Annotated in this window: 19 protein-coding genes, 1 tRNA gene and 1 pseudogene; 9 read left to right on the top strand and 12 right to left on the bottom strand. The window is 43.8% G+C overall.

Annotated features, from left to right (window positions below; genetic code table 11):
• Positions 1–51 precede the first annotated feature (51 nt).
• From BGK61_RS11365 to BGK61_RS11330, 8 genes are all read right to left on the bottom strand, one after another.
• On the bottom strand, positions 52–927 hold the full coding sequence (locus BGK61_RS11365) for a DUF3800 domain-containing protein (protein ID WP_076011024.1): 876 nt from the start codon (positions 925–927) through the stop codon (positions 52–54).
• Positions 927–1,817 (bottom strand): hypothetical protein, encoded by an 891-nt coding sequence (locus BGK61_RS11360; protein ID WP_076011023.1) that lies wholly within the window; start codon positions 1,815–1,817, stop codon positions 927–929. The genes BGK61_RS11365 and BGK61_RS11360 overlap by 1 nt, the downstream gene beginning before the upstream one ends.
• Entirely contained in the window at positions 1,810–3,243 is a 1,434-nt protein-coding gene (locus tag BGK61_RS11355; protein WP_076011022.1) for a restriction endonuclease subunit S, read from the bottom strand. The genes BGK61_RS11360 and BGK61_RS11355 overlap by 8 nt, the downstream gene beginning before the upstream one ends.
• Positions 3,240–4,748, bottom strand: coding sequence for a class I SAM-dependent DNA methyltransferase (locus BGK61_RS11350; RefSeq protein ID WP_076011021.1), 1,509 nt, complete (start codon positions 4,746–4,748; stop codon positions 3,240–3,242). Before BGK61_RS11350 ends, BGK61_RS11355 begins: the two co-directional genes overlap by 4 nt.
• A 38-nt stretch (positions 4,749–4,786) precedes the next feature.
• The gene (gene hsdR, locus BGK61_RS11345) at positions 4,787–8,239 is read right to left on the bottom strand and encodes a type I restriction-modification system endonuclease (protein WP_076011020.1); all 3,453 of its coding nucleotides are present in this window, start codon (positions 8,237–8,239) and stop codon (positions 4,787–4,789) included.
• Between the two features lie 85 nt (positions 8,240–8,324).
• On the bottom strand, positions 8,325–9,362 hold the full coding sequence (locus BGK61_RS11340) for a restriction endonuclease (RefSeq protein WP_076011019.1): 1,038 nt from the start codon (positions 9,360–9,362) through the stop codon (positions 8,325–8,327).
• A 288-nt stretch (positions 9,363–9,650) separates the two neighbouring features.
• The gene (locus tag BGK61_RS11335) at positions 9,651–10,043 is read right to left on the bottom strand and encodes a hypothetical protein (protein ID WP_076011018.1); all 393 of its coding nucleotides are present in this window, start codon (positions 10,041–10,043) and stop codon (positions 9,651–9,653) included.
• Between the two features lie 38 nt (positions 10,044–10,081).
• Positions 10,082–10,405 carry a hypothetical protein gene (locus BGK61_RS11330; RefSeq protein WP_076011017.1) on the bottom strand — a complete coding sequence of 108 codons (324 nt, stop codon included), beginning with the start codon at positions 10,403–10,405 and terminating at the stop codon, positions 10,082–10,084.
• A 107-nt stretch (positions 10,406–10,512) separates the two neighbouring features.
• Between BGK61_RS11330 and BGK61_RS11325 the strand changes: the two genes are divergently transcribed.
• The 3 genes and pseudogenes from BGK61_RS11325 to BGK61_RS19860 form a co-directional block, all read left to right on the top strand.
• Positions 10,513–10,839 carry a hypothetical protein gene (locus BGK61_RS11325; RefSeq protein ID WP_013785820.1) on the top strand — a complete coding sequence of 109 codons (327 nt, stop codon included), beginning with the start codon at positions 10,513–10,515 and terminating at the stop codon, positions 10,837–10,839.
• 124 nt (positions 10,840–10,963) lie between these two features.
• Positions 10,964–12,715 carry a tyrosine-type recombinase/integrase gene (locus tag BGK61_RS11320; RefSeq protein WP_076011016.1) on the top strand — a complete coding sequence of 584 codons (1,752 nt, stop codon included), beginning with the start codon at positions 10,964–10,966 and terminating at the stop codon, positions 12,713–12,715.
• Positions 12,716–12,771: 56 nt separating this feature from the next.
• Positions 12,772–13,710 (top strand): annotated as a pseudogene (locus BGK61_RS19860) (tyrosine-type recombinase/integrase); the annotation flags it as partial.
• 200 nt (positions 13,711–13,910) lie between these two features.
• On the opposite strand, the gene BGK61_RS11310 reads toward BGK61_RS19860, so the two are convergent.
• The 3 genes from BGK61_RS11310 to mutY form a co-directional block, all read right to left on the bottom strand.
• A tRNA-Phe gene (locus BGK61_RS11310) sits at positions 13,911–13,986 on the bottom strand.
• Between the two features lie 151 nt (positions 13,987–14,137).
• Positions 14,138–14,410 (bottom strand): oxidative damage protection protein, encoded by a 273-nt coding sequence (locus tag BGK61_RS11305; RefSeq protein ID WP_014947929.1) that lies wholly within the window; start codon positions 14,408–14,410, stop codon positions 14,138–14,140.
• 59 nt (positions 14,411–14,469) lie between these two features.
• Positions 14,470–15,537, bottom strand: coding sequence for an A/G-specific adenine glycosylase (gene mutY / locus BGK61_RS11300; RefSeq protein WP_076011015.1), 1,068 nt, complete (start codon positions 15,535–15,537; stop codon positions 14,470–14,472).
• 113 nt (positions 15,538–15,650) lie between these two features.
• On the opposite strand from mutY, the gene BGK61_RS11295 reads away from it, so the two are divergent.
• The 6 genes from BGK61_RS11295 to arcA all read left to right on the top strand — a co-directional run bounded on the left by BGK61_RS11295 (position 15,651) and on the right by arcA (position 22,438).
• Positions 15,651–16,355, top strand: a complete 705-nt coding sequence (locus BGK61_RS11295; RefSeq protein ID WP_076011014.1) for an alpha/beta fold hydrolase — start codon at positions 15,651–15,653, stop codon at positions 16,353–16,355.
• Positions 16,356–16,446: 91 nt separating this feature from the next.
• Entirely contained in the window at positions 16,447–17,166 is a 720-nt protein-coding gene (trmB, locus tag BGK61_RS11290; RefSeq protein WP_076011013.1) for a tRNA (guanosine(46)-N7)-methyltransferase TrmB, read from the top strand.
• Positions 17,166–18,248, top strand: coding sequence for a methyltransferase (locus tag BGK61_RS11285; RefSeq protein WP_076011012.1), 1,083 nt, complete (start codon positions 17,166–17,168; stop codon positions 18,246–18,248). Before trmB ends, BGK61_RS11285 begins: the two co-directional genes overlap by 1 nt.
• A 149-nt stretch (positions 18,249–18,397) precedes the next feature.
• Positions 18,398–19,822, top strand: coding sequence for a glycogen synthase GlgA (gene glgA, locus BGK61_RS11280; protein WP_014996959.1), 1,425 nt, complete (start codon positions 18,398–18,400; stop codon positions 19,820–19,822).
• A gap of 107 nt (positions 19,823–19,929) precedes the next feature.
• On the top strand, positions 19,930–21,576 hold the full coding sequence (locus BGK61_RS11275) for a sensor histidine kinase (RefSeq protein ID WP_076011011.1): 1,647 nt from the start codon (positions 19,930–19,932) through the stop codon (positions 21,574–21,576).
• A 154-nt stretch (positions 21,577–21,730) separates the two neighbouring features.
• Positions 21,731–22,438: a two-component system response regulator ArcA gene (gene arcA / locus BGK61_RS11270; RefSeq protein WP_014996957.1), complete on the top strand. Its 708-nt coding sequence runs from the start codon at positions 21,731–21,733 to the stop codon at positions 22,436–22,438.
• Positions 22,439–22,596: 158 nt separating this feature from the next.
• Here the strand turns inward: arcA and BGK61_RS11265 are convergent, their stop codons facing one another.
• Complete coding sequence (locus BGK61_RS11265; protein WP_076011010.1) at positions 22,597–25,716, bottom strand: beta-galactosidase; 3,120 nt, start codon at positions 25,714–25,716, stop codon at positions 22,597–22,599.
• Between the last annotated feature and the right edge of the window lie 65 nt (positions 25,717–25,781).

The raw sequence follows: 25,781 nt of genomic DNA, 5'->3' as shown, positions 1-25,781 counted from the left end.
ATGCAGTAAGTGGATTGAGCATTCTCGGTCGGCGTCAAAACCTCGGTGGATTCATCGGGGTTTTTCGCTTTTTGGGCTAGGGTAAATTCTCATCCCAACGCCCTCAAAAGCAGTTCCTAAGCTGTCCCTTCCTCCTTCGCAGTAAAACTTTTCTCGAAGAATATCGAAAGCTCTGTTGTTCTGTTCAGGACGAAGTGTATGAAGCCCTATAGGTCGCGCAACCAGGTCTGCTAGTTGTAACCCTGACGACATAACTTTTTTGTCAGAGAAGATTATTTCATAGGGAAGTTGCAGATTTTGTTTATTGTTGCCATCACAGATACGACGAAATTCTAGCTCTAAGTCTCGATCCTCTTTATCACCTCTGCATTCAACAACGATGTGTGTTTTCTTTTCGCTCTGGCCTTTCTCCGCAAGAAAACCATTTAGCGCTTCCATACACATACCCAGAGCTATGTGGTAAGCATTATCGTCAGGGTTCGAGCGCAACTCTCGTTTATCAATGGTGGCGCTTATCAAGATGAAATTACCGACCTCGATTATTTCAGTCAGCTCGTTCAAAAAGTGCTGATGGTGCTCTTTACCTTTAAATATATTGAATGCGCCCTTTCGTCGCCTAATTTCGTTTTCGTGAAGCACCACTTGGTCATGGCCGAAGTGGTTGAACTTAAATTTCTCTAACGCAGGAACAATCACTTCACTGTAGTGGCGTTTGTGAAATACACAAAATGCTAGAACGAAGATGGGATAGTTTTCATCAATACTCTGGAGGCTGTGATCACCACTTTCATCCACGTACACGATATATTTGGAAAAGTCACTTTCATCTAACGATTGGGGGTTGTGACTTTTTAGCTTCTTGAGGTTTTCTTCATCAATCTCAAAAAGCGGCAACTCATGCTGGACGGGTTGTTTTTCATCTGTCATTACCGAGCATCCAGTTCAGTCAACACAAACCATAGACAATTCAGAGCAAGATTGGCATCTTCTTCGTCTATTGGTCTGGTACTGTGTTTATGGCTTTCATTTGGTTTGCCACGCGAGTGCAGTACGCGAACAATATCAGCATTTTTAGAAATTAAATCCTGACCATCACGTTTTGGGTCTTTTACTTTATTGCGTTCGAGGTATTTACTAATTCCTTGACCTAATTCTAGCGTTAAGTTGTCGGCTAAATCACCAAACACAATACTCAAAGCATCTCGGCACCTATCTACGGTATCCTTTGGCGATAGTTTATTGGCGCTAACTACAACTTGCTCCAGAGCACGCTTTAACTCTCTTCTTGCAGGCGCAGAGTATTTATTGAAGTTTATGTCTGGTACAACACCTAAGCTTCTGACTGCTTTAAGCGTTAGCAGTAGCGCTCCATCGTATTGCTTTTCAATCGCAAGAATGCTCCAGATACTATGATGCGGAGCCTCACCAATTGTGACATTTGGAAACTTTGAAAGCCCTCTTAACTCGTTCAGTGGTGAACGCTGGTAGGTAATGAGTTCGGTTTCTTGCGCAGCGCCGCTTGCCCAACCAACTAACTTTAAGTCTTTTCTAATCTGGTCGTGTACTCGCCAGACCTTTGGCTGCGTTTCAGTGGACAGCTTAACCACTCGGCCGCGCCGAATTTTAGTAATAGGGTCGAAGCTGTCTTCTCGAAAAAGTAGAGGAGGAAAACCGTCAACACTGTAAGTTGGTGCATCAATATTTAGTTCGTGAAAGGTTATCGGGAACAGGTTTGAGCGACCTTCAATAGGAATCCCTGAACCCGAACTTCCTTCATAAACTCTGCCTGTCTGTTTACAGATTCCAAGCTCACGCATGGATTGCCTCAACAGAGTTTTCAATTTCTGTGACTTCTGACTCAACAGAGCTTGAAAGCAATTCGCCTTTGAAAGCTTTTGCAAGTAATGACTGAGTTAGTTTGTCTAACCGAGCTTTGGCGTCGTAATACTGTTTTTCAACAGCTTTAGCTTGTTCAGACAACTCATCAACTTTGCTAACAATCCTTAACTGTTCTTCAGTAGAAGGTATAGGAATTATTAACTGCTTCATTGTGCTCAGCAAAAGATTATTGACAGCTGTACCTGTAGAACTTTTCAACAACCTTTTGTTTGCTTCTTCAAATACTATCGCTACATACTGGGGAACTATAAATGGTTTTATGACCTTTACCACCGCCACACTTTTTTGAAAAGTTGTCTTCTGAGTCTTTGCTGAAAATGGTGCCAAGGCAAGTTTCCCGACAGTCGCTCCTGTGTTAACAATGCAGATATCGAGAGGTTCTAAATTAGTTCTATTGTGAACTTCTTGAAATTCATATTTGTTAATTTGCCTCGAATTTTCATAAATTAATTCACCTCCCTTTATATCTTTTGCTGATAGAAAGTAATAACCAGAATTTGACTCATCCTTACAGTTTCCGTGCTTGCCATCTGTAATCAAAGAACAAATAGATATCAACCTAGAGTATTTCCACGAATAGTGCACAGAAGTGTTTTCGTTTTCTATTGGCTCAGCAGAGTTTTGTTTGGAAGGCTTTATTGTTCCGTCTGCTAACAGTCTATTTCGTTTATCTTCAACCAATGCTAAAGGGCTAATCAAATTAGATTGTCTCTCTCTCCATTCCTTCGTCAACTCCCCCGAAATAGCAGCAGCAAGAACAGACTGGCGGAAGCGTTTTAAGATGGTGGGGATTTTGTCGAGACGGGCTTGTGCGGCCTCAACTTTCGCAAACACGCTATCGAGTTTGTCTGCGATACGTTTTTGTTCATCCAAATCTGGATGAGGAACAGGAACGTTTTCCACATCTCCTTTTCTGATAGACGGGACTGTTGTAGACCTTGATAGTGATGCAATATCGTAATACTGAAGAAATCTAAACAGGTAATTATTGTCAACACAGTCTTTCGGAACTACCGCCATTACATTATTGTCGGCTAACCCTTCTCTAACCACCTTAACTCTTCGATTAAGACGCAGCGCTTCCCCTATTTTTGCAAAGAGTATTGCGCCTTCTTTAAATATTTTACCCTTTAATTCCGCTGCAACTTCCTCAGAAACATAGTTCTCAGCCTTTTCAACTAATGCTTTATCATTCAAGTATGCCCTTGATAAATCTCCCACTTTATAAACTGGATATTTCGCTGAAGTTACGCCTTGGAATCTCTTTGGGAAACCAATGCCCGCCTGTACGTCAGCCAACTCGCTTATCGGAGATAACTTCCACCCCTTAGGCAACTCACTCATAGCACAACCTCTTCCGAAGCCTCTGCTACATCCAGCTCAACCAAAATCGACTGTAAATCGGTAATCGCACCCGCCAACTCTTCAATGGCTTCGTTAATCAGCACATCTGGCTCAGGCAGTTTAGACGCATCTTCTACGCTATCATCACGAATCCAAGCCAAATCTAAAGAGTCTTCTTTCGCTGCAATTTCTTCACGAGTGAATTTACGTAGGCGACAGGTGTCGACATCCCCCACATCACTACCGTTTTGATGATTATCGATAAAAGCTTGGCGCTGCGCTTCATCAACCTGAGTAAGGTCGCTGCCTACAGCCTCATAAAACTCATCGAAATGAGCTTTGGTTAACACTGTACGTTTGCCGAATTGCGGCATGTTTGCTCGCATATCGTAAACCCACACATTTTGAGTGTTGCCTGTGTCTTGATTCACATCTTTTGGCTTGTCGAAAAACAGCACATTTGTTTTTACACCCGCCGCGTAGAAGATACCTGTCGGCAAGCGAAGGATGGTGTGCAGGTTACATTTTTCCATCAAATCGTTACGTATCTTGCGGCCTGTAGAGCCTTCGAACAATACGTTATCAGGTAGCACTACTGCTACTCGCCCACCAGGCTTAAGCATGGTTTGGTACATAGCGTGAAGAAAGGCCAATTGCTTATTACTGGTGTAATGTACTAGGTCATCACGGGTAGGCACGCCACCACCCTGCTTCGTGCCAAAAGGCGGGTTGGCTAAAATAAGCGAGGCTTTTGGCAATGCTTTACCTTCGTTTGATAAGGTATCTCCATAAAGTACACCTGCGTTGTCATCGTCAATCGCTAAGTCGTGCAGCATTAGGTTCATCATAGCTAGGCGGCGCGTATCGGGTACTAATTCCATGCCGAAAAAAGTTTTATGCTGGTACTTGTCGTATGCAGTTTCCGAAAGGCTTGAGATGTCGTTGTGTTCTTCTAAATATTTATGCGCGGCGATGATAAACCCGCCTGTGCCAGCTGTTGGGTCTACTACAACGTCGTCTAGCGTTGGGCGCATTAGCTCTACCATGGCATCGATAAGTACCCTTGGCGTGAAATATTGGCCTGCGCCCGACTTCTTCTCACTCGCATTGATTTCCAGCAAGCCTTCGTACATATCGCCCAAGCCTTCTACTTTGGCTGAGTACCAGTCTAGCTTGTCGATTTCAGTTACCAGCTTATTTAATGTTGCAGGTTTGCGAATACATGTTGCTGCATCAGCAAAAATCGCTTTTGTAATTAGCGAGCCATGTGAACCAAGGTGAATAAGTAGCTTTTTGTATTCTTCTAAACGTGTCGCTGCATTGAAGTTTTCAATATCGCTCCAGCGATAATTTTCAGGAATAAGATTATCCTGTCCTGTCTCTTCAACCATTTTCAGGAAAATTAGGTAAGTTAGTTCGTTCAGGTACTCGTGGTAAGTTACGCCGTCGTCACGCAATACGTGACAAAGGTTCCATAACTTGCTGATTAAATCTTGTGTACTCATACTACTGTCTCTTATTTGATTCTTTGCACAGCCTAAAATCAGGCTGTTGCTTTATCATCTGTGTAACCGCCGTCATCATCGTTCACCCACAATGCACGATTAAACTGGGCGAGGATTTCGGTAATAGGCTGGTCGAAGAGTTTGTTGGCGCGATTGATGCCACCTAACCGCTGCTTGAAAATACCTTCATTCAAGTTCGCTTCATCAACAATAATGTTAGCTTTCATTTGTTTAGCGATGGTGCTTAACCAGTCCCGCTGCGGTGTTTTCCAGGGCTGGCTTGCAAGTATTCTATCTAATGCTCTATCTACTCTTTCTTCGTATGGGATAAGGGCTTCACCTATTGCGGCCTGGCGAATGTAACCAATGATTCTGGCAGCGATATCTTCGTTTCGTACTTCTTTCCATGCCGCCTTGAGATCTTCTTCTCTAAACTCGTTTTTTTCAAGTTCTAATGCTAATTGTTTCAAGCTTTCACGGGTTAATTCCCACGGACGTTGAATGACTGTTTGAATAGCAACCATTCTATTGCTATTGGCATTAACGAAGTCGTTGAAGGCGGTTAGGTAGTCTTCTGGTTTCTGGCCGCTGCCATAACCTGTTGAGGTATCGAGCACCTCGTCTTCATGCTCAGAAACCACAATTCGATTAAAACCACCCGTGCCTTTTACTTTCATATCGAGCAGCTCGCCTAAGCCTGGGTTATTCAAGAACCAGTCTGCAACTTCCTGTACTGGCTTTGCTTTTAACTCTTGAGCAAACTCCTGAGGCGGCTTTCCAACAATGCGTTCGAATTCGCTTTGCTGGGTTTCAGTAAGGTAGCGCTTCTTACTTTGAAGCTTACTCAAAAACTGGTCTTTCGCGAGTTCCTGAAGTTTGCTGTCTTTACCCTCTTTAATCTCGCTTTCTAGCTTGCTAAAAGTAATGTCTACGTTCGTGACCACGGGCTTCATGGTGTTCACTTTTTCGAGCTGTTTGTAAATGTCTACAGCATCGTAAATACGAAACCGCTCTTTAGCGATGTCGTCACAGCGACGCGTAGCACGGCCTAACATCTGTTCGTAAAGAATTCGGCTGTTCACGCGGCGCATAAATACAAGGTTACAGATAGAGGGTACGTCCACACCAGTGGTCAGCAGGTCTACCGTGACTACAATATTGGGAAGACGGTCATTTTTATAACGCCTGATGAGCTGGAGCGGCTTATCAGATGCACCCGTTATTTTCATAATAGCGTCATCGTCAACGGCCCCATGATAATGTTCACAGGCGTCTTTAAGCGCCTCTACCATCTCATCAGCGTGTTTGTCAGTTACACAAAAGATGAGTGTTTTTTCTTGAGAGTATGGGTCAATTGAATCACTTTCTATCAGCCAATTCGCTATCGCTTTGGTAAATTCTGGCGCTATTACTTTTCTGTTGAACTGCGCAACATCAAAGTCGAGTTCATCGGGTGTATGAATGAGTTCAAGTTGATTGGTTTGTGGGTCGTAAACTTGCACTTCTTCATTCACATTGTAGTGAATACCATCGGTGTTGAGTTTCGTATGAATTCTTACAGGAGGTAGATGGTCAACCAGGTAACCATCAATTACTGCTTCGGTATAGCTGTAAGAGAATACTGGGTCGCCAAAGATATCGGTGGTATGTATGGCTGGCGTTGCCGTTAACCCAATTTTGAATGCATCGAAGTAGTCTATTACTGCGCGATATTTTGAAACATAATCTTGCTGATCTCTAAACTTTACCTCGGTTTCACTTAGCTCTCGGTCTAACAGGTAACCACGGTGGCACTCATCCACTACGATGCAGTCATACTGCCCTACCCCTGGCCTAGAGGCATCTTCTGATGGGTACATGATACGCTTAACCAACCCCTGTACTGTAGCCACGTGTACTTTTGTGTCGTCATCAGGCGTGGGTTTTGGATTTTTTTCTGGCTCCATGCCCAATACGTCAAAAGTATCTGCAAACGTATTAAGGTTTTCCATACGCACTTCACCAAAATCGACAGTGGCCTGCACGCCCAGGGCACTGCGGTCTACTAGAAACAGGATTCGGCGAAAGCGTTCTGCTTTCAAAAGGCGGTAAACCAACGCAATACAGGTTTTTGTTTTACCCGTTCCGGTTGCCATCGCTACAAGCGCACGCTCTTTTTCATCTTTAATGGCTTGCTCAACGCTGAGAATGGCTTGCTTCTGATAATCACGTAACTGAAGTTCGTACTCAAAACCCATGTCATCTAGTTGCGCGTTGGCTTTTTGGGGTGTTTGGCGTAAATACGTTTTGATTTCTTGAGGGGAGTACCAGCCTTTCAACGCTTTGCGGCGATTAGTGGTATCACGAACGTCTAAGAACCATATCCCGCTTTCTTGCTCCAATTGTTTTAAATACGCGCGGCCATTGGTTGCGAATGTAAGCGGCACTTTAAACTCGCCGTACTCTGTCACTTCAATATCATCAGTTAACGATGCGATACCTTTTGCATAACGTTTGGCTTGGTCGATAGCGCCATATACATTCTTTGCATTTTTCTTTGCTTCGACAACGGCCACCAGCGTTGTACCGATAAAGAGCGCGTAATCAGCTGGCCCAGAATCTGTGGGCCACTCTGCAATAGCACGGTTTTTATTGGGTTCTGGGCGAGCGCCTTTAGAATAGCGTAAGTTCTCTGTATCAGCTTCCCAACCTGCATCAATAAGTTGCTGGTCAATGATGACACGGGTTTCCGCCTCATCCATTTCAAAGTGAGATTTTTCTATGCGCTGAAGCTCAGCGGCCTGCTGCTCTTTTGGTTGCGCTTTAAAATGGTCAAAGTTGTCTTTATTTTCACGCTCAACTTCAGCGCGATAGTTGGCAAGCGCTTCTTCTTGTTCTTGAGCCAACTGTTCCCATATCTCACGCTCTTCCGCCATTCGCTCTGCACGAAGGCGTTCAGCCTCGGCTTTTTCATGCTCAATTTGGCTTAGTTTTTCAGCAACTTTTATGCGGTCTGATGTGCGTTGAGATTCAATCTTGAGTTGTTCTAATTGCTCTTCTATTTCTCTAACGTAAGCGGAGGGATCTTCAGGTTTTACAAACTTGGAAACTTTAAAACCTTTGGCCTTGTCTCCTCCAAATGTGGTGTGAAACCACATGGAAAGCGCGTGACCTACCATCATCGACTTCAGGGCGTCGCGGTGGCTGCTACTATCAAACTCGTGGGTTGCTGTATTCCCTAACTTTCTTAAAGTATGAAAAGCGTCTCGAACGTTGTCATCTAATCTAAGTGAGTAATCTATATCGCGAAGTAAATCTACTTGCTTGATATCGTTGCCATACTCAACGCCCACACGGGCTGCAATATTCTGAGCAATGGCTTCGCCGAGTTGGCGCATTTTGATAAGTGTTGTATTAGGATCAGAGGAGAAGTTGCGCTCAGCACTTGCTGCAAGGTTATAAAACCAAACTGCGTGTGCTTTAAGAAACTCAAAATTGCTTGTGAATACCATACAACTTTCCTTGTCTACTCATCTACTGCTCACACTATATACTAAAGTTTAATCATGATTAAGATTTGTCTTAATGCCGTTATTGCTAAAAAATTAGGCATCCTCTAGCTTTAGCTTGCAGTTGGGTGAGTGTAGAGCACACTACACCTGTTGATTCTGCTAGGGAAAGCGCAGCCTTCCCGAATCCATCTCGACCAATAACCATTGCTTTCTCACATTGATAGTGCATTTTTCCAGCGAATACCTCTTGAATGGCGCTTACGCCCACCTCACCTTTGAAATCCTTGCACTGCACAGCTGTACGACTCCCATTTTCGGGACTGAGCAGAATCAGATCAACACCGAAATCTCCACTGGTGGGTGTTGTCTCTGTCTCGAATCCAAGTGTTTGTAGGAAGATATTTACTTCGTTTTCAAAAGCTATGCCTTTAGCATATGTTGTTGAGGGTAAGATTTCGCGTTGTTTAAAAAGTTGTTCCAGATAAAAACCGTATCGCCTACTGGTCTGTGCAAGAGGGATTGAGGATAAATAGAGACAAGGTAATTCTTCCTCTAAACGTGTTTCCTTTTTGAGTAGAGAAAATAATTTTTTGCAGTCTAGTTCGCCTGTCGCGAGGTGTATCTTACGGTTTTTTGCCAAATCGAGGATCTGAACCTTGCGCTTAATAAGCCAATGCCACAAATGTTGTTCTTTCTTCGACTTTGAACAATCGAAATGGTAGAGAAGTTCTCTTTCAAGAATGTACAGTACGTCTTCAGGCAGTGTTATGTTTTTCAACTCACTTATGGTGGTCTTGCGTCCAATCAGCACAGAGAAGAGGCGACGTGGAGAAACGTTGGTGACTGGACGAAATAGTTTCTGTCCCTTTTTTAAGGATTCTACCCATCTGGCATCCGTTATAGTGAAGCGAAGATCTGGCGCAATATTTTCTAAGAAAAGTACAAGGTCGGCAGCAAAGCCTTTATAGCCAATCACTGTCAGATCCGGTTCGTCACTTGCATAGAGGCGATCCATCCACGAACAACCGTTGTCAAAATCGGCAGTAAACTGCTGAGTGAGTTTTCCTTCAAGCTCATGATGTGAATGTGTATCGATCGTAATACCAAATTCTGAATATTTCACTCGTAAGTCCCTTTAAAATGTCTTTTTATCTAAATTTCCAAAGCTTTTATTGACACTAGTAATCTAGTTATTACCCCAGAAACTCTCCATGCTTAGTAGCCACAGTTTCTATAGCGACATCATAACCATACCTAGAGCGAATAACTATCGGTGATTCACGAATAGTACACTTCACACCTGATAACAACCCGTCAATAGAGGTTCAAGCCTACTAATTAAAACTGTAAAGAAGATTAAACGTAGACTACTACCAATAAACAAAAAATGGCCTCTCCTGAGGCCATTAGTCTATTTGAGCAACTTTCTCCATCGAGCTTTACATGCAATCATCCACGTTTCGGCGTCGATACCAAAAATTGACTCTATTTCATCCGAAAAATGTTTTAGAAAGTTACGAATCTCTTCGTGGTATCTCAGTAACACAGTCAATGCTTCTCTGTGGTTCCGGTATTTGCCTTTGCCATCAGATAATTCATCAATTAACGAAGAACTTAGCGATATCCCCAGCCATTGACCTGTTTCACTGCGATGTAAGTAGATATATCGCTGATAATCCAGCCGTAAGCTCTCACCTTCAATTTCTAAATTCGCTAACAGCAATATGGTTGAGTCATCTCCTGTGAAAGGTGACTTTGACTGCCGCTTATATTTTCGAATGATACTAGTTTTTTTGTCTTGCATGTTGTTACTCCTGTTTGTACTCAGAAGTAACTAAGCCCCTAGTCGGGAAAATCTTCGCTGATGTCGTCGAAGTCAAACTTCATTTGTTCTGAAAAGAATTCAAAATCGTCCTCTGTCCACTCTGCATATAACAAAGGTTCACTCACTACTACACCAACAAGCTCTCGAATCAGAGGCAAATACGAAGGGTCAGTAATCACCTGATTTTGCAATACTACGTTCATTATCGAATCTTCGATGTGTTGGCTATTTCTATACTGCGCACCGTCTATTTCATCTCTATACAACAGAAATGCATTAGCTAGTGAGCTAAAAATGTCAGAGATAACAGCGGTGCACAGGTAGGTACTATTGGTTGTCATAAAATTCCTTAATTTAATGGGTTTCATGACTAAGTAGTTCGCGTAAACGAAAAATTTCCGTCCGTGTGGCTTATTTCACTATAAGACTTAAATAATGGAGATAAGACATGACAAACTTGAAAGTGGTTGAAAGGTCTACACACTTTTTCTCAGATGACGAAGACTGTATTGCACTATACGAACATAATGACTCATATATCTACTATGTTCGAAATTACGTATCACAAACTGAGTTTATCATCATAAGCCATGCCCTTATGGATACACTCCCAGAGCAGGCCAGAACTTTAACTGGTGTGTACGTAACAATGCATTTTGGCGTGTTGAAGTATTTTCAAGACGAAGTAACGCACCACGTGATGACAAAAGGCTTGCTAGCGCACTTTCACTATCTTTTTAACTGCACAGTTTCACGTTTTATTGAGCAGCTGTAGCAATACTGAGCCAACTGAAATGTTGGCTCTTTTTTTCGCCTAGAGCTACAGACAAAAAATTTACGTGCTTTTGGAAATTCTACATCGATTAAACTGCTACCAAACTATGAACTAGGTAGATACATTGTTTCAATCGCAACAGTCTCACAAGCCGGAAACACTTGGGTATATCCCGAGTGTTGCTGCTGGTGCTGTTCGACAAGAAATACCTAAGACAACAGTCGCAGATGCTTCAATTCGTCCAATGGGCCTCAAAGAGGCTGCGCAGTTTCTCTTACTTTCAGAACATGAAGTCATTGCGTTAGCTAACGATGGTTTAATAGCTCATAAATATTCAAAGACCCTCAACAAATACTTCTTTAACTTGCGTGGCTTATCTTCGTTTTGCGAATCTCTCGCCAATTTTGGGCATCTTCAGGAAAGTAAACGTGATTATCACGTACCTGAGAATTCACCAGTTGATTGTATTTCCAGCGCAGATAATAGCTCACACAACAAAATAGACGACTCAAATAAGGCAGCGGATTTATCAGAATTAACTTTTGAACAAAAAGAAGAGTCTCAACAACCTGCTCCTCAACCAGAACTTGAAAAGCAATTTCAGTTTATTGATACCAACAATGAACGCGCTCTGTCACGCTTGAATCATTTACTTACACGTAATAGAGAGGAGCTATCACCTCTTTTAGATGAATGGACTTTGTCAGATAAAGAATATTGCTTGGCGAGAAGTTTCATCGAATATTTCAAAGTGAAAGTGGTCAACGTAGACAATAAAAATCCTTTAGAAAAAAGAATGGATGTGAGGAGTGCGAATGAGTTAACTAACTTGTTTAGAGAAAACAAGTTCAACTTAAGAGAAAGACTGAACACTAGCGACTACAAAGAAGCAGTAAAAATCGCAGCAGCCAGTTTGAAGGACAAACTATCTCAGATCGGTATAAATTTCTCTTACCTCATACACTTTCAAGAGCAGAATTTTGATTTGTGGAATGAGGTTTATCGAAAGGCCGAAAGGTTGGTGCGAGATAAAAAGTCTTCTGCTAAACAAGTTGAGCAACGTTCAAGAAAAATTGCGTTTTTCAATTATATGTTCGCTACCACCGATCTCCGAAACTTTTCCCAAGAATTAGTCGAAGAAATTAACGATGCTATTGTTTTAAACGGTAAGAAAGACAGTACCAGAAACAAGTACCTAATCGAATTAAGAGCTATATATGACGAACTATTTGCAAAGCGTCTTATAAATGAAAATATCAAAGTGTGCTCTTTCCAATCAGGTAAACGAGAATTAATTGAATTGTCTACTAAGCAATTTACTAAATTCCGCGACGAATATGCTCGATGCGCTACTGAAGCAAACCTACTATCTTTTGCTTTCTACTCTGGTGCAAGAAAAGGCAATACACTCAACCATATATGTACTTCCAGTATGAAGCTCAGCGATATTGAAGATTTAACAATAAGGAACAGCAGTTTCATAAAAATCCCTGCTCGTCACGCCAAAGGAAGCAGGCTCATCACGATTCATGTAACGAAAGCCCTTAGGGAAGTTATAGAGCGCCAGTTGGAATATCGTAGAAAAAATAATATTACGCATGACAATTTGTTTGCGCTGGATGATACAGGAACAACAATTGAGTTTGATATGACGAAATGGGTGGAAGCGTTGGAAAAGGCAGGGATTGATACGACCTTCAGATTTCATCACTTCCGTCACAATCGAGCATATCAAATTTTACTTGAGGGCGGAACATTTGAAGATATTCAGCAGCTTTTTGGCTTGGCGAGTAATAAAATGGTCGCTACAGTTTATGGGCACCTAGACATAACTCAAGGTGCGCTGAATGTGAACGAAAAGGCGGCAGCGAACTAGTTCTATTATTTAGCTTTTAAATCATTAATGTTGTTATTTTTAGAGGAGCAATATTGATGGTTTATAAAAAGAGTAATTCCAAATTCTGGTTTACGAAGTTTCAGGTTTCATTTGCTGACAAGGTTAAACGTGTTCATTGCAGCACCAAGGAAACTGTGAAAAGCCGTGCAGAGCACTTTGAACACCGCCTTCGCGATGAAACGTTAGCTATACTGATGCGTAACTCTCAAGAGGTTGGCTCATGGAATGAAGCTTTAACACTTTATCTAGAATCCAGACAAGCAAACAAGACCATTGATGAAAAGACGAAAAAGCTAGCCTGGTGGTCTCAATATCTAGCAAATATTCCATTAACCGAAATTAATTCTAAGCTTATTCTGACGACGTTAGTAAAAAAGACTGACGTCACCTTAGCAACGAAGAATAGATACCTCGCAGAGATCAAAAGCTTTTTAAATTTCATTCATAAAGAGCTGGAGTGGATTGATCGCGTCCCCCATTTGAAAACCCACAAAGAGCGAGAAAAAAGCTTCTATAAGCTTACTGAGAAAGATTCTGCTCGCCTCATTGATTGCGCCCCAGCCTTTCTGCAACCTATCATCATATTTGCCCTAGCAACCGGATTTCGTGCCTCTAATATCATTGGCCTGAAATGGACTCATGTCGATTTGGAGCATCAAACACTGAAGGTAGACGCGGGTTCTCACAAAAGTGGCTCTTCGGTTCTTATACCGATGAACAATATAGTCTTCGAACTACTGAGTTCTTTGCATAACTCGAAAAATTCCGTATTTGTTTTTCTCAATTATGATAATTCGCGTATTAAAGACTTAAATAGAAGGATATGGGCTAGGACGACGAAAGCAGCAGGTCTAGATGGGCTGCGTTTTCACGACTTACGTCATAATTGGGCATCACGCCATGCTGAGAGTGGCACCGACTTATTAGCTATTAAAGAATTAGGGGGCTGGAAAACACTGGAGATGGTTCAGCGATACACACATCCATCGCTGAGTTATTTGTCACAGCAAGCAAACAATATTGTAAAAGAAAAAAATGATACCTTTGTCACAAAGTCAGGTTGTGACAAAAAATCGTCACACTTTGTGACAATCAATGGCCTTCTGATTAAAAAAGACAAGGCCCAGAAATGGAAAAACCTGATAGTTTTCAATAAACTATCAGGTTCCAATGATGGTGCCTCGACCCGGGATCGAACCAGGGACACGCGGATTTTCAATCCGCTGCTCTACCAACTGAGCTATCGAGGCTGAAACTTGTTAGCGTTCTAGGCGTTTACTGCCTGTCCTGCTGTGGGTGCGTATTAAACGGTTTTCGCCTTCACAAGTCAACCGTTTTTCTCGCTTTTTTTGCGCTTTTATTACTGTTTGCGCATTGTTTGCTCAAAAAAGTCTTTTTTGCTTATTTTTCAGGCGGAACGTAGCCTTCAATCGTAGGCTCTACGTCATCAAACAAGTATGCCGACATTTTTTCTTCCAAAAACTTACGGGCATTCGGTTCCATCATATTCAACTTATGTTCGTTAATTAGCATGGTTTGCTTTTTCTGCCATTCAGCCCATGCTTCTTTAGAAATGTTGTCGAAAATACGTTTACCCAGCTCACCTGGATAAAGTTGGAAATCTAAGCCGTCAGCTTCTTTTTGAAGCTTGCGACAAAATACCGTTCTTGCCATGTTATTTCCTTTCGTTCGCTATCTGCTTAGCAATAAATATTACGTTGGGCTTAGAACGCCTAACGCATTAACTGCTGAATAATCTTGGTTGTAGGTGCCGCTAAACCAACTTCAATAGGCTCGTTCAACGAAAACCAACGAAATGCCATTTCGGCTACGCGCTTTGTTGGAGCAGAGTTTACCACGGCCACCACCGGGGTGATATCTAAATGAAAATGGCTAAATGTATGACGGAACCCTTCAAGCGTTCGGGTTTCGTCGACACTGATACCTCGCTTGGCCAACTGCTCTATCCCCTCTTCTATTGAAGACACCTCAATAAAACCATATAGGCCACCCCACAGCCCGGTTGAAGGGCGCTGCTCTAGATATACTTGGCTGTTGAACTGTGCCACCATCATAAAGGTGAATTTCTCGGGGAGCGTCTTTTTTGGTTTTTTACCCGGGTAGTCGGTTTGCGCGCCTTGGGCGTAGGCTATACAGTCGGCTTGAAGCGGGCACTCATCACACTTTGGCTTGCTTCGCGTACAGATCATCGCGCCCAAGTCCATCATCACCTGCGTATAGTTGGCACAACGTCCGCCTTCTGAATTGGTGGGCGTGTTTTTCTCGGCCACTTCCCAAAGCAGATTCTCTACCTTTTTCTGTCCCGGCCACCCGCCAATTGCATAGTATCGTGCCAGCACACGCTTCACATTGCCATCTAATATAGGAAAGCGCATATTGCGAGATAGCGAAAGTATCGCCCCTGCGGTTGAGCGCCCTATGCCGGGCAAATCCATGACTTCTTCCAGACTATAGGGAAACTCGCCGTTGTAATTATTTACCAGCATATTCGCAGCTTTGTGAAGATTCCTTGCTCTTGCGTAGTAGCCAAGCCCAGTCCAATGATGAAGCACGTCGTCTTGAGATGCCTTAGCCAAGTCGTGCACGGTAGGAAAAGACGCCATAAAGCGTTTAAAATAGGGAATTACCGTAGTGACTTGGGTTTGCTGCAGCATTATTTCAGACACCCACACTTTGTATGGCGTAACGTCTTGTTGCCAAGGCAAATGCTTTCGCCCGTGTTTATCAAACCATGCGAGCACTCGCTCTGCAAAGCTACCTGTATATTGTTGTTCTGTCATAATCGTCTGTATGGGCAATTACTACCGCTTGGTCGCTTTCTACCTAGCGACCATTCATTAAAAAGCGCGCTATGGTAGCATGTAACTAGCCAGTTTATTGTTAAGGAGCACACGTGTCTGTGCAGCACCCTGTTTTATTTTTTCCCGGTACGCTCTGTGACGAGCGAATATTTCTGCCTCTTTGGCGCACACTCAGTATTGCGCAACGTCGCTATGTGCCACTTCAGTGGGCAGCTTCACAAGAAGAAATGTTAGCATTAAGCGAAGATCGTATTCTCGAAAACGAAAAAGTGCACCTTGTGGGTTACTCCATGGGTGGATTTATTGCCGCGCTGGTAGCGCAGCGCAACCCTGCAAATGTAGCTTCCATAACATTGATTGGCTATAACCCAGAAGGGCTATCAAAAGAAGAAATAGCCAAGCGTAAGCAGCTGACCACCATGCTTAAGCAAGGAAACTTCAAGCCCGACAACGATGCTTATCTTTCGCGATTTATCCACCCTTCCCGCTTAGCGGATGAAAACGTGGCTGGTGTGGTAAAATCTATGGCGCAAGATTTGGGTAAAACCACCTTACTTAACCACACCATGGCTACCACACCACGAGAAAGTACCGTTAAAGCGCTGGCAAAGATCAACGTGCCAGTAACGTTCATTACTGCCCAGCAAGACGCCATTGCACCTGCAGTAGCAATACAGCAACTGAAAAGCGCGTTGCCTAAAGCGACATTTCATACCATTCAGGATGCGGGGCATATGTTGGTACTTGAGCAAACTGAAGCCGTAGCATCTATTATTGCTAAACAAATTGGCGTATAAAATTACAGCATTTTTACCATTTCAGCGTTGCATAAGCCGTGGGTAAGTGGATAATGCGCCACCAGAAAATTGGGTAAGAAAGGCATTGCATATGAGGCAATTCAAAAGTCAGGCGGAAGCAGAAGCCGCTGGAGTATACGTGAGCAAAGTAAAAAGCTTCGTGAAACGCGAAGGAAGACTTACGAAAGCACAAGAAAAAGCGCTAGAAGATCACTGGCCGACCAAAGGCATTGACTATGCCGACGCACCGTTATCGTTGCCAGATATTTTTGGCCGAAACGCACCTATTGTTGTAGAAATTGGCTTCGGTATGGGCAAGTCACTGGTTGAAATGGCCGCGAATGCGCCCGAGAAAGACTTTATCGGCATTGAAGTTCACCGTCCTGGCGTAGGCGCATGTTTAGCTGAAGCAAGCGAACAAGGCGTCGAAAACCTGCGCGTAATGGACCATGATGCGGTAGAAGTCCTTAAAAATATGATCCCAGACGGTTCACTGTCTCGCCTACAGCTGTTTTTCCCAGACCCTTGGCACAAAAAGCGTCACCACAAACGCCGTATTGTTCAGCCTGAATTTGTTGAGCTGGTTCGCAGTAAATTAGCTATTGGCGGCTGCTTTCATATGGCGACTGACTGGGAGCAATATGCTGAGCATATGTTAGACGTTATGACCAATGCTGACGGTTACGCCAACACTTCGACTGACGGCGACTATGTACCTCGTCCGGACTACCGTCCAATCACCAAGTTTGAAACCCGTGGCCAAAAACTAGGTCATGGCGTTTGGGATTTAATTTTCGAGCGTACTAAGTAATGATTCTATCTCCTCAAAGCCAACTGTTAGAACGAAATATCGCGCTTTTCGACGAGGGTCAGTGGGCATTTATCAATCCCTCTGATGCGTATTTTCTGGACGGTCTTAAATCGCAAGAAGTCACGGTAATTCACCAGTATTTCGATATTTTTTCAGAGTGCGTAAGAGTCGTACCTTCGGTTTCGTTTGATAGTCGAGATATTACACGCACAGGTTTTGAGGTGACACAAAAGGTCGGCAACCATACCCATATTTTTACGCCGTTCGTGACCTTAGAAAAATCCCACACTGACGTGATGGTTTTCTTACCCAAAGCGAAAACCCATTTTCAAATGCTATTGCGAATGGCGGCAAGTATGGTGGGTCAAAATGGTCGCATTCACGTGGTGGGTGAAAACAAAGGCGGTATTAAGAGTGCGGCTAAGTTGATGGAGCAATACGGTCCAACCCAAAAAGTTGACTCAGCCCGCCATTGCAGCCTTATCACCGTTTTGGTTGAAGAGCCACATCTTGCCTTTGAACCCGATGCATGGCTTGATATGAATACGTATCACGTTGAAGGCACGGCTTGGCAAGTAGCCTCTATGCCTGGCGTATTCAGCCATAAAGAATTAGATGCAGGAACAGAGTTGTTACTAGAAAAACTCTCTACCTCACTGAGTGGTGAAATATTGGATTTCGCATGCGGCGCTGGCGTAATAGCCAGCTATATAATGCTGAAATATCCACATTTGAAGCTGCACCTTACCGATGTCAGCGCGCTTGCAGTTTACTGTAGCGCCTTAACCTTAGCGGAAAATGGGTTAGCGGCAACCTTATATGCCGCCGACGGTTTGCACGGTTTTACCCAAAAAGTACAGCACATTGTCACCAACCCTCCGTTTCACACGGGTATTAAAACTGACTACACCATCACTAAACGCTTTATTTCAGATGCCAAGGCAAGCTTAAGTCGCGGCGGCACTATGCAAATGGTGGCAAACCGATTCTTACCTTACCCGGGTTTACTCGCTGAGCACTTCCAAACGGTCTATACCACAGCACAAACGTCGCAATTTTCTGTTTATCAAGCGGCTTTATAATTAAAAAAACCATTAGCTTGTGCTAATTTAGCTTTTCTATCTGTTGCTCATGCCATTGCGTACTCTACACAATGGCATTTGGCGCTTTTTCCGTACACTATATTTAAGCATTACAAGTGCACTGCACGTTACGCTCTGGGAGATTACCTGTGAATATTGTATTTGCTATTTCAGAAGTTGAAGAATTGGTAAAAACCGGCGGCCTTGCAGACGTTGGAAAAGCACTTCCACTTGCGCTAGATACCTTGGGCGAAAGCATCACCATAGTTATGCCTTACTACCAAGTGCTGGCAGAACAGTTGAGCTTACCAACCGTAACTGAGCAGCAAACCCTGTTTACTGAAGGACAGGTATACCATTTTGATATCCGCTACATGCAATGGCACGGTATTCCTATTTATTTCGTAGACTCGCCAGAACATTTCATGCGTGAAGGGCTATATGCCAACGCATTTGAAGCCTACGAAGACAACGGTGAGCGCTTTAGTTTTTTCAGTGGTGCCGTACTCCAAACCCTAAAAGCTATCGATAAAAAGCCAGACGTTATTCACTGTCACGACTGGCATGCAGCCATGCTTCCGTTTTTACTTACCCATGACAAATCAGGGTATTTCGACAGCACTAAAACGGTATTCACTATCCACAATGCCGCTTTCCAAGGCGTTCATAGGCTGGAAACTATCCCGTTTCTTCGCCATCACCCTAATATTCTGGCGCAAGTTCACGGCGGTTACATAAACATGCTGCAAAGCGGCATTGAATTTGCCACGAAGGTGACAACGGTAAGCCCAAACTATGCAAGAGAACTACTCACTGACTTGGGTAGTCATGGCCTTCATGAACGCCTGGTAAGCCGTCAAGCCGATTTAAGTGGCATTCTGAACGGATGCGACTACACCCAGTGGAACCCAGAGACAGATACATTCCTACCTGAGAACTACAGTGTAGATAATCTTCACCCGAAAACATCATGTAAGCGAGCATTACAAGAAAAGTCAGGATTACCTGAGAATGGCAATGTACCTCTTATTGGAATGGTATGCCGCCTTACAGAACAAAAAGGCTTTGGCTACATACTGCCCATCTTGGACGACCTGATTAAGCACAATGTTCAAATGGTAATTGTGGGAACGGGCGATCCTAAAGTCTGTATGGATCTTGGCGAATTTGCTCAACAGCACCCTGACCAATTCGCGTTTATAAACGGCTTTAGTTCCGAACATGCCCATCTTGTAGAAGCTGGCGCTGATTTTTTCCTAATGCCTTCTCAGTTTGAGCCGTGCGGATTGAACCAGATGTACAGCTTAGCTTATGGAACCATCCCTATCGTGCGTTCGGTGGGCGGACTCAAAGACACGGTTATCGATTACAGTAATGATAGCGATGGGACGGGTTTTGTGTTTGACGACCCTACGCCGCACGCCTTGCTATCGTGTATTCGCCGAGCACTGCTAGCGTTCTACGAAGACGCTGGCAAGTTCAGAGCAATGCAGCAACGGGGTATGCGAACGCGATTTACTTGGGAAGCGGCTGCAAAAAATTACCAGCAACTTTACCTTTCAACCCTCAACTAGCGGGCGCTGCTTACATTAATTATTGTTTATAGGCATCTTCCTTTTTGCGCATTTTTGCGCCACTATTGATGTATGTAAGACGTGGATGGACAATACGCAAGACGGATATGACGGATAAAGTAGTCAAGCTTACTATAAAAAGCCTTTTCCTTTGGGTAGTAATGTCAATTGCTACCTTTTCGCTTGCGGTGTTATCCAGTCTTGCCGTTTACACGCAAATAAAAACCTATCGCCATGAACTTGAGTCTAATGCACTCATGCTTGCCAAACTGGTGGCAAGAAGCTCGGCCGCCTATCTTTATGACGAAACACCAGAACGTATTGAGACTGCTTTAAGTAATTTAGCAGCGGCTGATCATGTGTTAAATGCCCATGTGTACAAAGCACAAAGCGGTAACTTGGAGCCTCAGATATTTGCTTCTTACAATAAGGAAGGTCAATTATTGTTAGGAGGCAAAGAGAATCAACTAGCTTCCATGTTTATGACACCTCAGCTGGCTGACAATGGGCAATACCTTGAGTTAAGTGCAAAAGTTTTCGACATTGAGACGAATATTCAGCTGGGCTGGATATATTTACGAATTTCTTCAGAGAACTTCAATCAACTCGTTGGGAAGTCAATTTGGCTGAATATAGCTGTCGCTTTGGCATTGTTAGCGATTAGTTTTTACTCGGCCATGCGAATGCAGCGCTTTGTTACCGGCCCTGTTGAAGAGATAGCAAACTTCTTGCAACGCACATCGCGGCAGCGGGATTATTCCGCTCGTGCCAGCGGTTCTACCATTCGAGAACTTGATATCTTAGCAGACGCTGTAAACGTGATGCTATTTCGCATGCAGGAGTACATGCAAAAGCAGCGACAAGCAGAAGAGCAACACAGAAAGCTCAATGCCAGCCTTGAAGATATGGTAAGTCACCGCACCACTGCCTTAAAAGATGCCAACCAAGAGCTTATTCAAACACTTGAGAAACTGCATCAGTTCCAGCGTCAGATTGTACAAAACGAGAAAATGGCATCATTGGGCGATATGGTCGCTGGCGTTGCGCACGAGGTAAATACACCTATCGGCTTAGGCGTAACGGCGTCCACAATGATGCTAGACAGGCTAGCTGTTATTCAGAAAGACTTCGAAGATAAAACACTCAAAGCCAGTGCAATGAAGCGCTTTTTGGATGAGAGTAATGAAAACCTGAATATTATTTACCGCAATTTGAACAGAGCTGCCGAGCTTATTAGCAGTTTTAAGCAGGTTGCTGTCGATCAAACCTCAGAATCTAGTCGAAGTTTTTGCGTTGTGCAGCTAGTTAATGAGATACTACTGTCATTGCAGCCTCGACTCAAAAAATTAAAACACAACATCAACGTAGAATGCGACCCTACCCTTAGCGTTGAAACGAAGGCTGGCCCAATAAATCAAATCTTGATTAATTTAATCATGAATTCGGTTATTCATGGGTTTGAAACCATGGATGAAGGCACAATTGATATACGTGCCGAATTGGTGAGTAACAATAAGCTCAAGCTTGTTTATACCGACAACGGAAAAGGTATTCCACCGGAAATTCGCAAACGGATATTTGACCCCTTTGTTACCACAAAGCGGGGACAAGGCGGATCTGGTTTAGGAATGCACTTGGTATACAACTTAGTAACGCAAGCCCTTAATGGTTCGATATCAATTACCAGCGAGGAAGGCAACGGCGTGGAATTTGTAATTATCTTCCCTGTTGTTAATGCGAAAACATCAGAATAGTTGTATAAAGTATGAACTTTTCTTGAATTTTATTGGCTAACCCCAATACCTAAACAGTAAGAATATTCACAAGTTGCTTGCAATCAAGTATATGAATATTAAAATTTAACCAGTTAGTTGCTTAAATCGTATTTTAGAAAGAGTGTAGAACACCATGCAGACGCCAAATGTGTTAATTGTTGAAGATGAGGTGGTAACCCGTACCACGCTTAAGAGTTTATTTGAAGCGGAAGGGTATAATGTGTTTGAGGCCGAAAACGGTGATCAAATGCATGATTTCTTCGAGAATCACGCTATCAATTTGGTTATCATGGATATTAACCTACCGGGTAAAAACGGCCTTATTTTGGCACGTGAAGTACGTGACCGTAAAAACGTTGGCCTTATTTTCTTAACGGGTCGTGATAATGACGTTGACCGTATTCTAGGTCTTGAAATTGGTGCAGATGATTATCTGACTAAGCCATTTAATCCTCGTGAATTGACCATTCGCGCACGCAACTTACTGTCTCGTACTACAAACTCTTCAGAAGATGACGATTTACCAAGCCGTGTAAGCTTTAACGGTTGGACGCTTGACGGCGACAGCCGTTCATTGATTTCTCCAAACGGTAAAGAGTTCCGTCTACCACGTAGTGAATTCCGTGCACTTCACCTTTTCCTAAGCAACCCAGGTAAAATTCTTACCCGTGAGCAGCTAATTATGGAAATGACAGGGCGTGAACTTCGTCCGAATGACCGTACGGTTGACGTAACGATTCGTCGTATTCGTAAGCACTTTGAATCAGATCCAACAGATGAAGAGTTGATTGTAACCATCCACGGTGAAGGTTACCGTTTCTGCGGTCAAGTTGACGGCTAAGACGTTGCCTGAACGAGTTTTGAATTAATAAAAAGCCGCTACTGTGTAGCGGCTTTTTTTATATGTAAACACTTTATCCCAATGACGGCATAACTAAGCTATGCCGCGAATTGTCACTGGAGATATTGAGTGCTAAATGACCTACTTAACACTGAGGATTAACTGTCAGCGGCGCTAAAGCAAACTGAATAACGGTAACGCTTCTCTTCCAACAAGAACGCTTTGTGCGTGCTTGGGCTCCAAGAGTCATCGCCGCCTACGCCCATGTGAGCATGATCAATGTACACAAACACGCAATCTTGAGGTGTCAAATCACAGGTGTGTTTTGCCTCATCTAGCTGGGACTGACCGTACTCGCTCACGTTAAAATAGAACTGTCCATTTGCTTTTAAGCTGCTAACTTCAAGTTGTGTACAGCCACAACGCAAGCCGTTATCCGTTGGGAATATGTAGCGCGTTTGCATCTCTTCTATAGGTAAGGTGTAGTGACCATAACGCGCTGCCGCTTTTCTGTCAGGATAGTTCTCAAACGGCCCTAAACCTTGCCAGGTAATCGACGTTGGCTCATGCGCTACAGGTACCGCCGTTTGCATACCAATACGCGGCATAGGCGGTAAACCATCATCCAAAAGTACTTCAACGTCTACCGACAGCTCGGCCTGTGCATTTATGGTGTAAAGCCACTTGGTTGCCGCTACCAGCTTTTCTGAATGGTGATATTCAAATAACGATGTTATACGCACGTCTTGCACGCCCTGCTCAACATTTACACTTGTGCAAGTGCGTGTCCACTTGCCAATTCCAGCACGACGCCAGCGTGACTCCCACGCATTCGGGTCGGGATTATCTACTTCGCTTACCCCGATGTCGTTATCTAGCGGCGCTCTAAAGAAGTTATCTTCTAGCGGCGCGCTAAGTATTTCCTCCGCGCCTTGAAGCCATGAGGTTAATAGCCCGCTTTCACTACTAAAGCTAAATACGTTATTCAGCGCATGTACCAGTAACGTCCCATCCTGAGCTTCAATTGATAGCTCACTAGTACCGTTTGCTATGTCGTTATCATCAAGAGAAAACGACACAATTCCACGCTTGTTGACTAGCGCTAACTGGGCGGTGTCCATGACATGCCCTGCATTAGCCCACGGGCTATCTTTTGCTAATACTACGTCAATATTTAAGTGATAGTCGGCACCCGCTTTGAATGTAATATCTGGGGCCAGGCTGAGCGTTTGTGTTTGTTGCGGGGCAATGTCGATTTCACATTCGCCCTTTGCCTCAGCAATCGGTTTTCCGTTTTCTAGCAATTGCCAACGTAACAATTCATTGTCTGTACGTCTAAATAGGTAATCGCTGCTTACGGTAAGCTCAAACTTGTTGTCTTTCTCAGCCAACAAAAAGCTTAAGTGCTGCTGACAAAATTTAGCTTCAAACAAGTGCGGGTGTGGCGTTCTGTCTGGAAATAACAAACCATTGATACAGAATTGCCTGTCGTTTTCACTATCGCCGAAGTCGCCACCGTAAGCCCAGTAAGCTTCGCCGCTATTAGTGTGTTTTACTAATCCTTGATCAACCCAGTCCCAAATAAAGCCACCTTGAAGGCGAGGATAAGCCTTAAACGCTTTCCAATATTCATCAAAGCTACCCAAGCTATTACCCATAGCATGCGCATATTCGCATAGAATAACGGGGCGGTTTTCCCCCGGCATCGACAACCATTTTTTAATGGCCCACTTAGGGACGGCGTCGTCCTTAATGTCGGTATCAACCCGTGCATACATTGGCGCAATAATGTCGGTAGCCGTAGTATCAGCGCCGCCGCCTTCGTACTGTACAGGGCGCGAGGGGTCAAATGACTTTGCCCAGCCATACATTGCATCGTGGGTAGGGCCGTGACCAGACTCATTCCCTAACGACCAAATGATGATGCTGGGGTGGTTTTTGTCTCGCTCGACCATTTGCGTGAAGCGCGCCATGTAGGCGCCGGCCCATAGCGGGTCGCGAGAAAGCCTTCCCATTGGGAACATACCGTGGGTTTCGATGTTGGCTTCATCTACCACATAAAGCCCGTATTCATCACAAAGCTCATACCAACGAGGGTTATTTGGATAATGAGCGGTACGCACAGCATTGAAGTTGTTTTGCTTTAACAACTTAATGTCTTCAAGCATGTCATCTTCATTGATTGCATGCCCTTTCGTTTGATGGTGTTCGTGACGGTTAACCCCACGAATTAGCACGGCTTTACCATTTACCAATAACTGGCCGTTTTTCATTTCAATGTTTCTAAAGCCAACGTCATAGGCCTCAACATCAACGGCGCTGCCATTCTCATCAATAAGTGAGACTACGATGCGGTACAGATTCGGTGTTTCAGCAGTCCAGTGTTTAGGTTCATTCACATGAAGCGTTTGAAAAACTACATCATCCCAACCGCCCTTTTCATCAATACGCTTATTATTAGTGCCGGTAATAACTTGCTCGGTAACAGCGTTATTGCCATCAAAAAGCTGAATACCCACTTTGTAGGTAGAAGGCGCATTGATGGCGGTACGTACGGTTACTGTTGCGTCGCGATAGCATGCGTCAAGGCTTGGCGTAACAAACACATCCTGAATGTGATGCTGAGGTTTGGTGACTAGATTTACGTCGCGGAAGATACCGCTAAGCCACCACATGTCCTGATCTTCTAAGTAGCTGCCGTCTGACCATCGGATCACCATTACCGCTAGTCGGTTTTCACCGTCGACCAAGTAGCCAGACAAATCAAATTCAGCTGGTAGTCGACTGTCTTGGGAATAGCCTACGTACTCGCCGTTGCACCACAAGTGAAACGCGCTATTTACCCCTTCAAAGACGATATGATTGCGCTGTTTTAGCTCATCCTTGGTAACATTGAATGTCGTACGGTAGCAACCCGTTGGATTCTCGCTGGGTACCACTGGAGGGTTCACCGGAAAGGGATATTTAACGTTACAGTAAATCGGTTTGTCGTGACCTTGCAGCTGCCAGTTAGAAGGCACCGCAATAGGCTGCCAATTAGCAGACTCGTCATCACTTAATGTTTTAGAAAGCAGGCTTTCAGGTACGTTTGCTGGAGCTTCAAATAAACGGAAATCCCACTGACCGTTTAAACTACGCTTTTGTGCGTTGGTATTGTGCAATGCGTCTTTTAGCGTTTTATATCCGTGATGTGGACTGTGGGCATTGATGCGATTTCTCTGAAATACAATCGGGTTTTGCCAATCGTTTTGAGCCACTACTTGCGCAACATTAAGCATGTCATATCCTTTACTTTTTCGTTAAGCGCAATATAGCTAACTTTCATTAAATCCTTTATGCTCTA

This window comes from Alteromonas abrolhosensis (genome assembly GCF_001953635.1).
GTDB lineage: Bacteria > Pseudomonadota > Gammaproteobacteria > Enterobacterales > Alteromonadaceae > Alteromonas > Alteromonas abrolhosensis.
The sequence above is the reverse complement of the archived record's forward strand: the minus strand, read 5'-3'. Positions and strand labels throughout refer to the sequence as shown.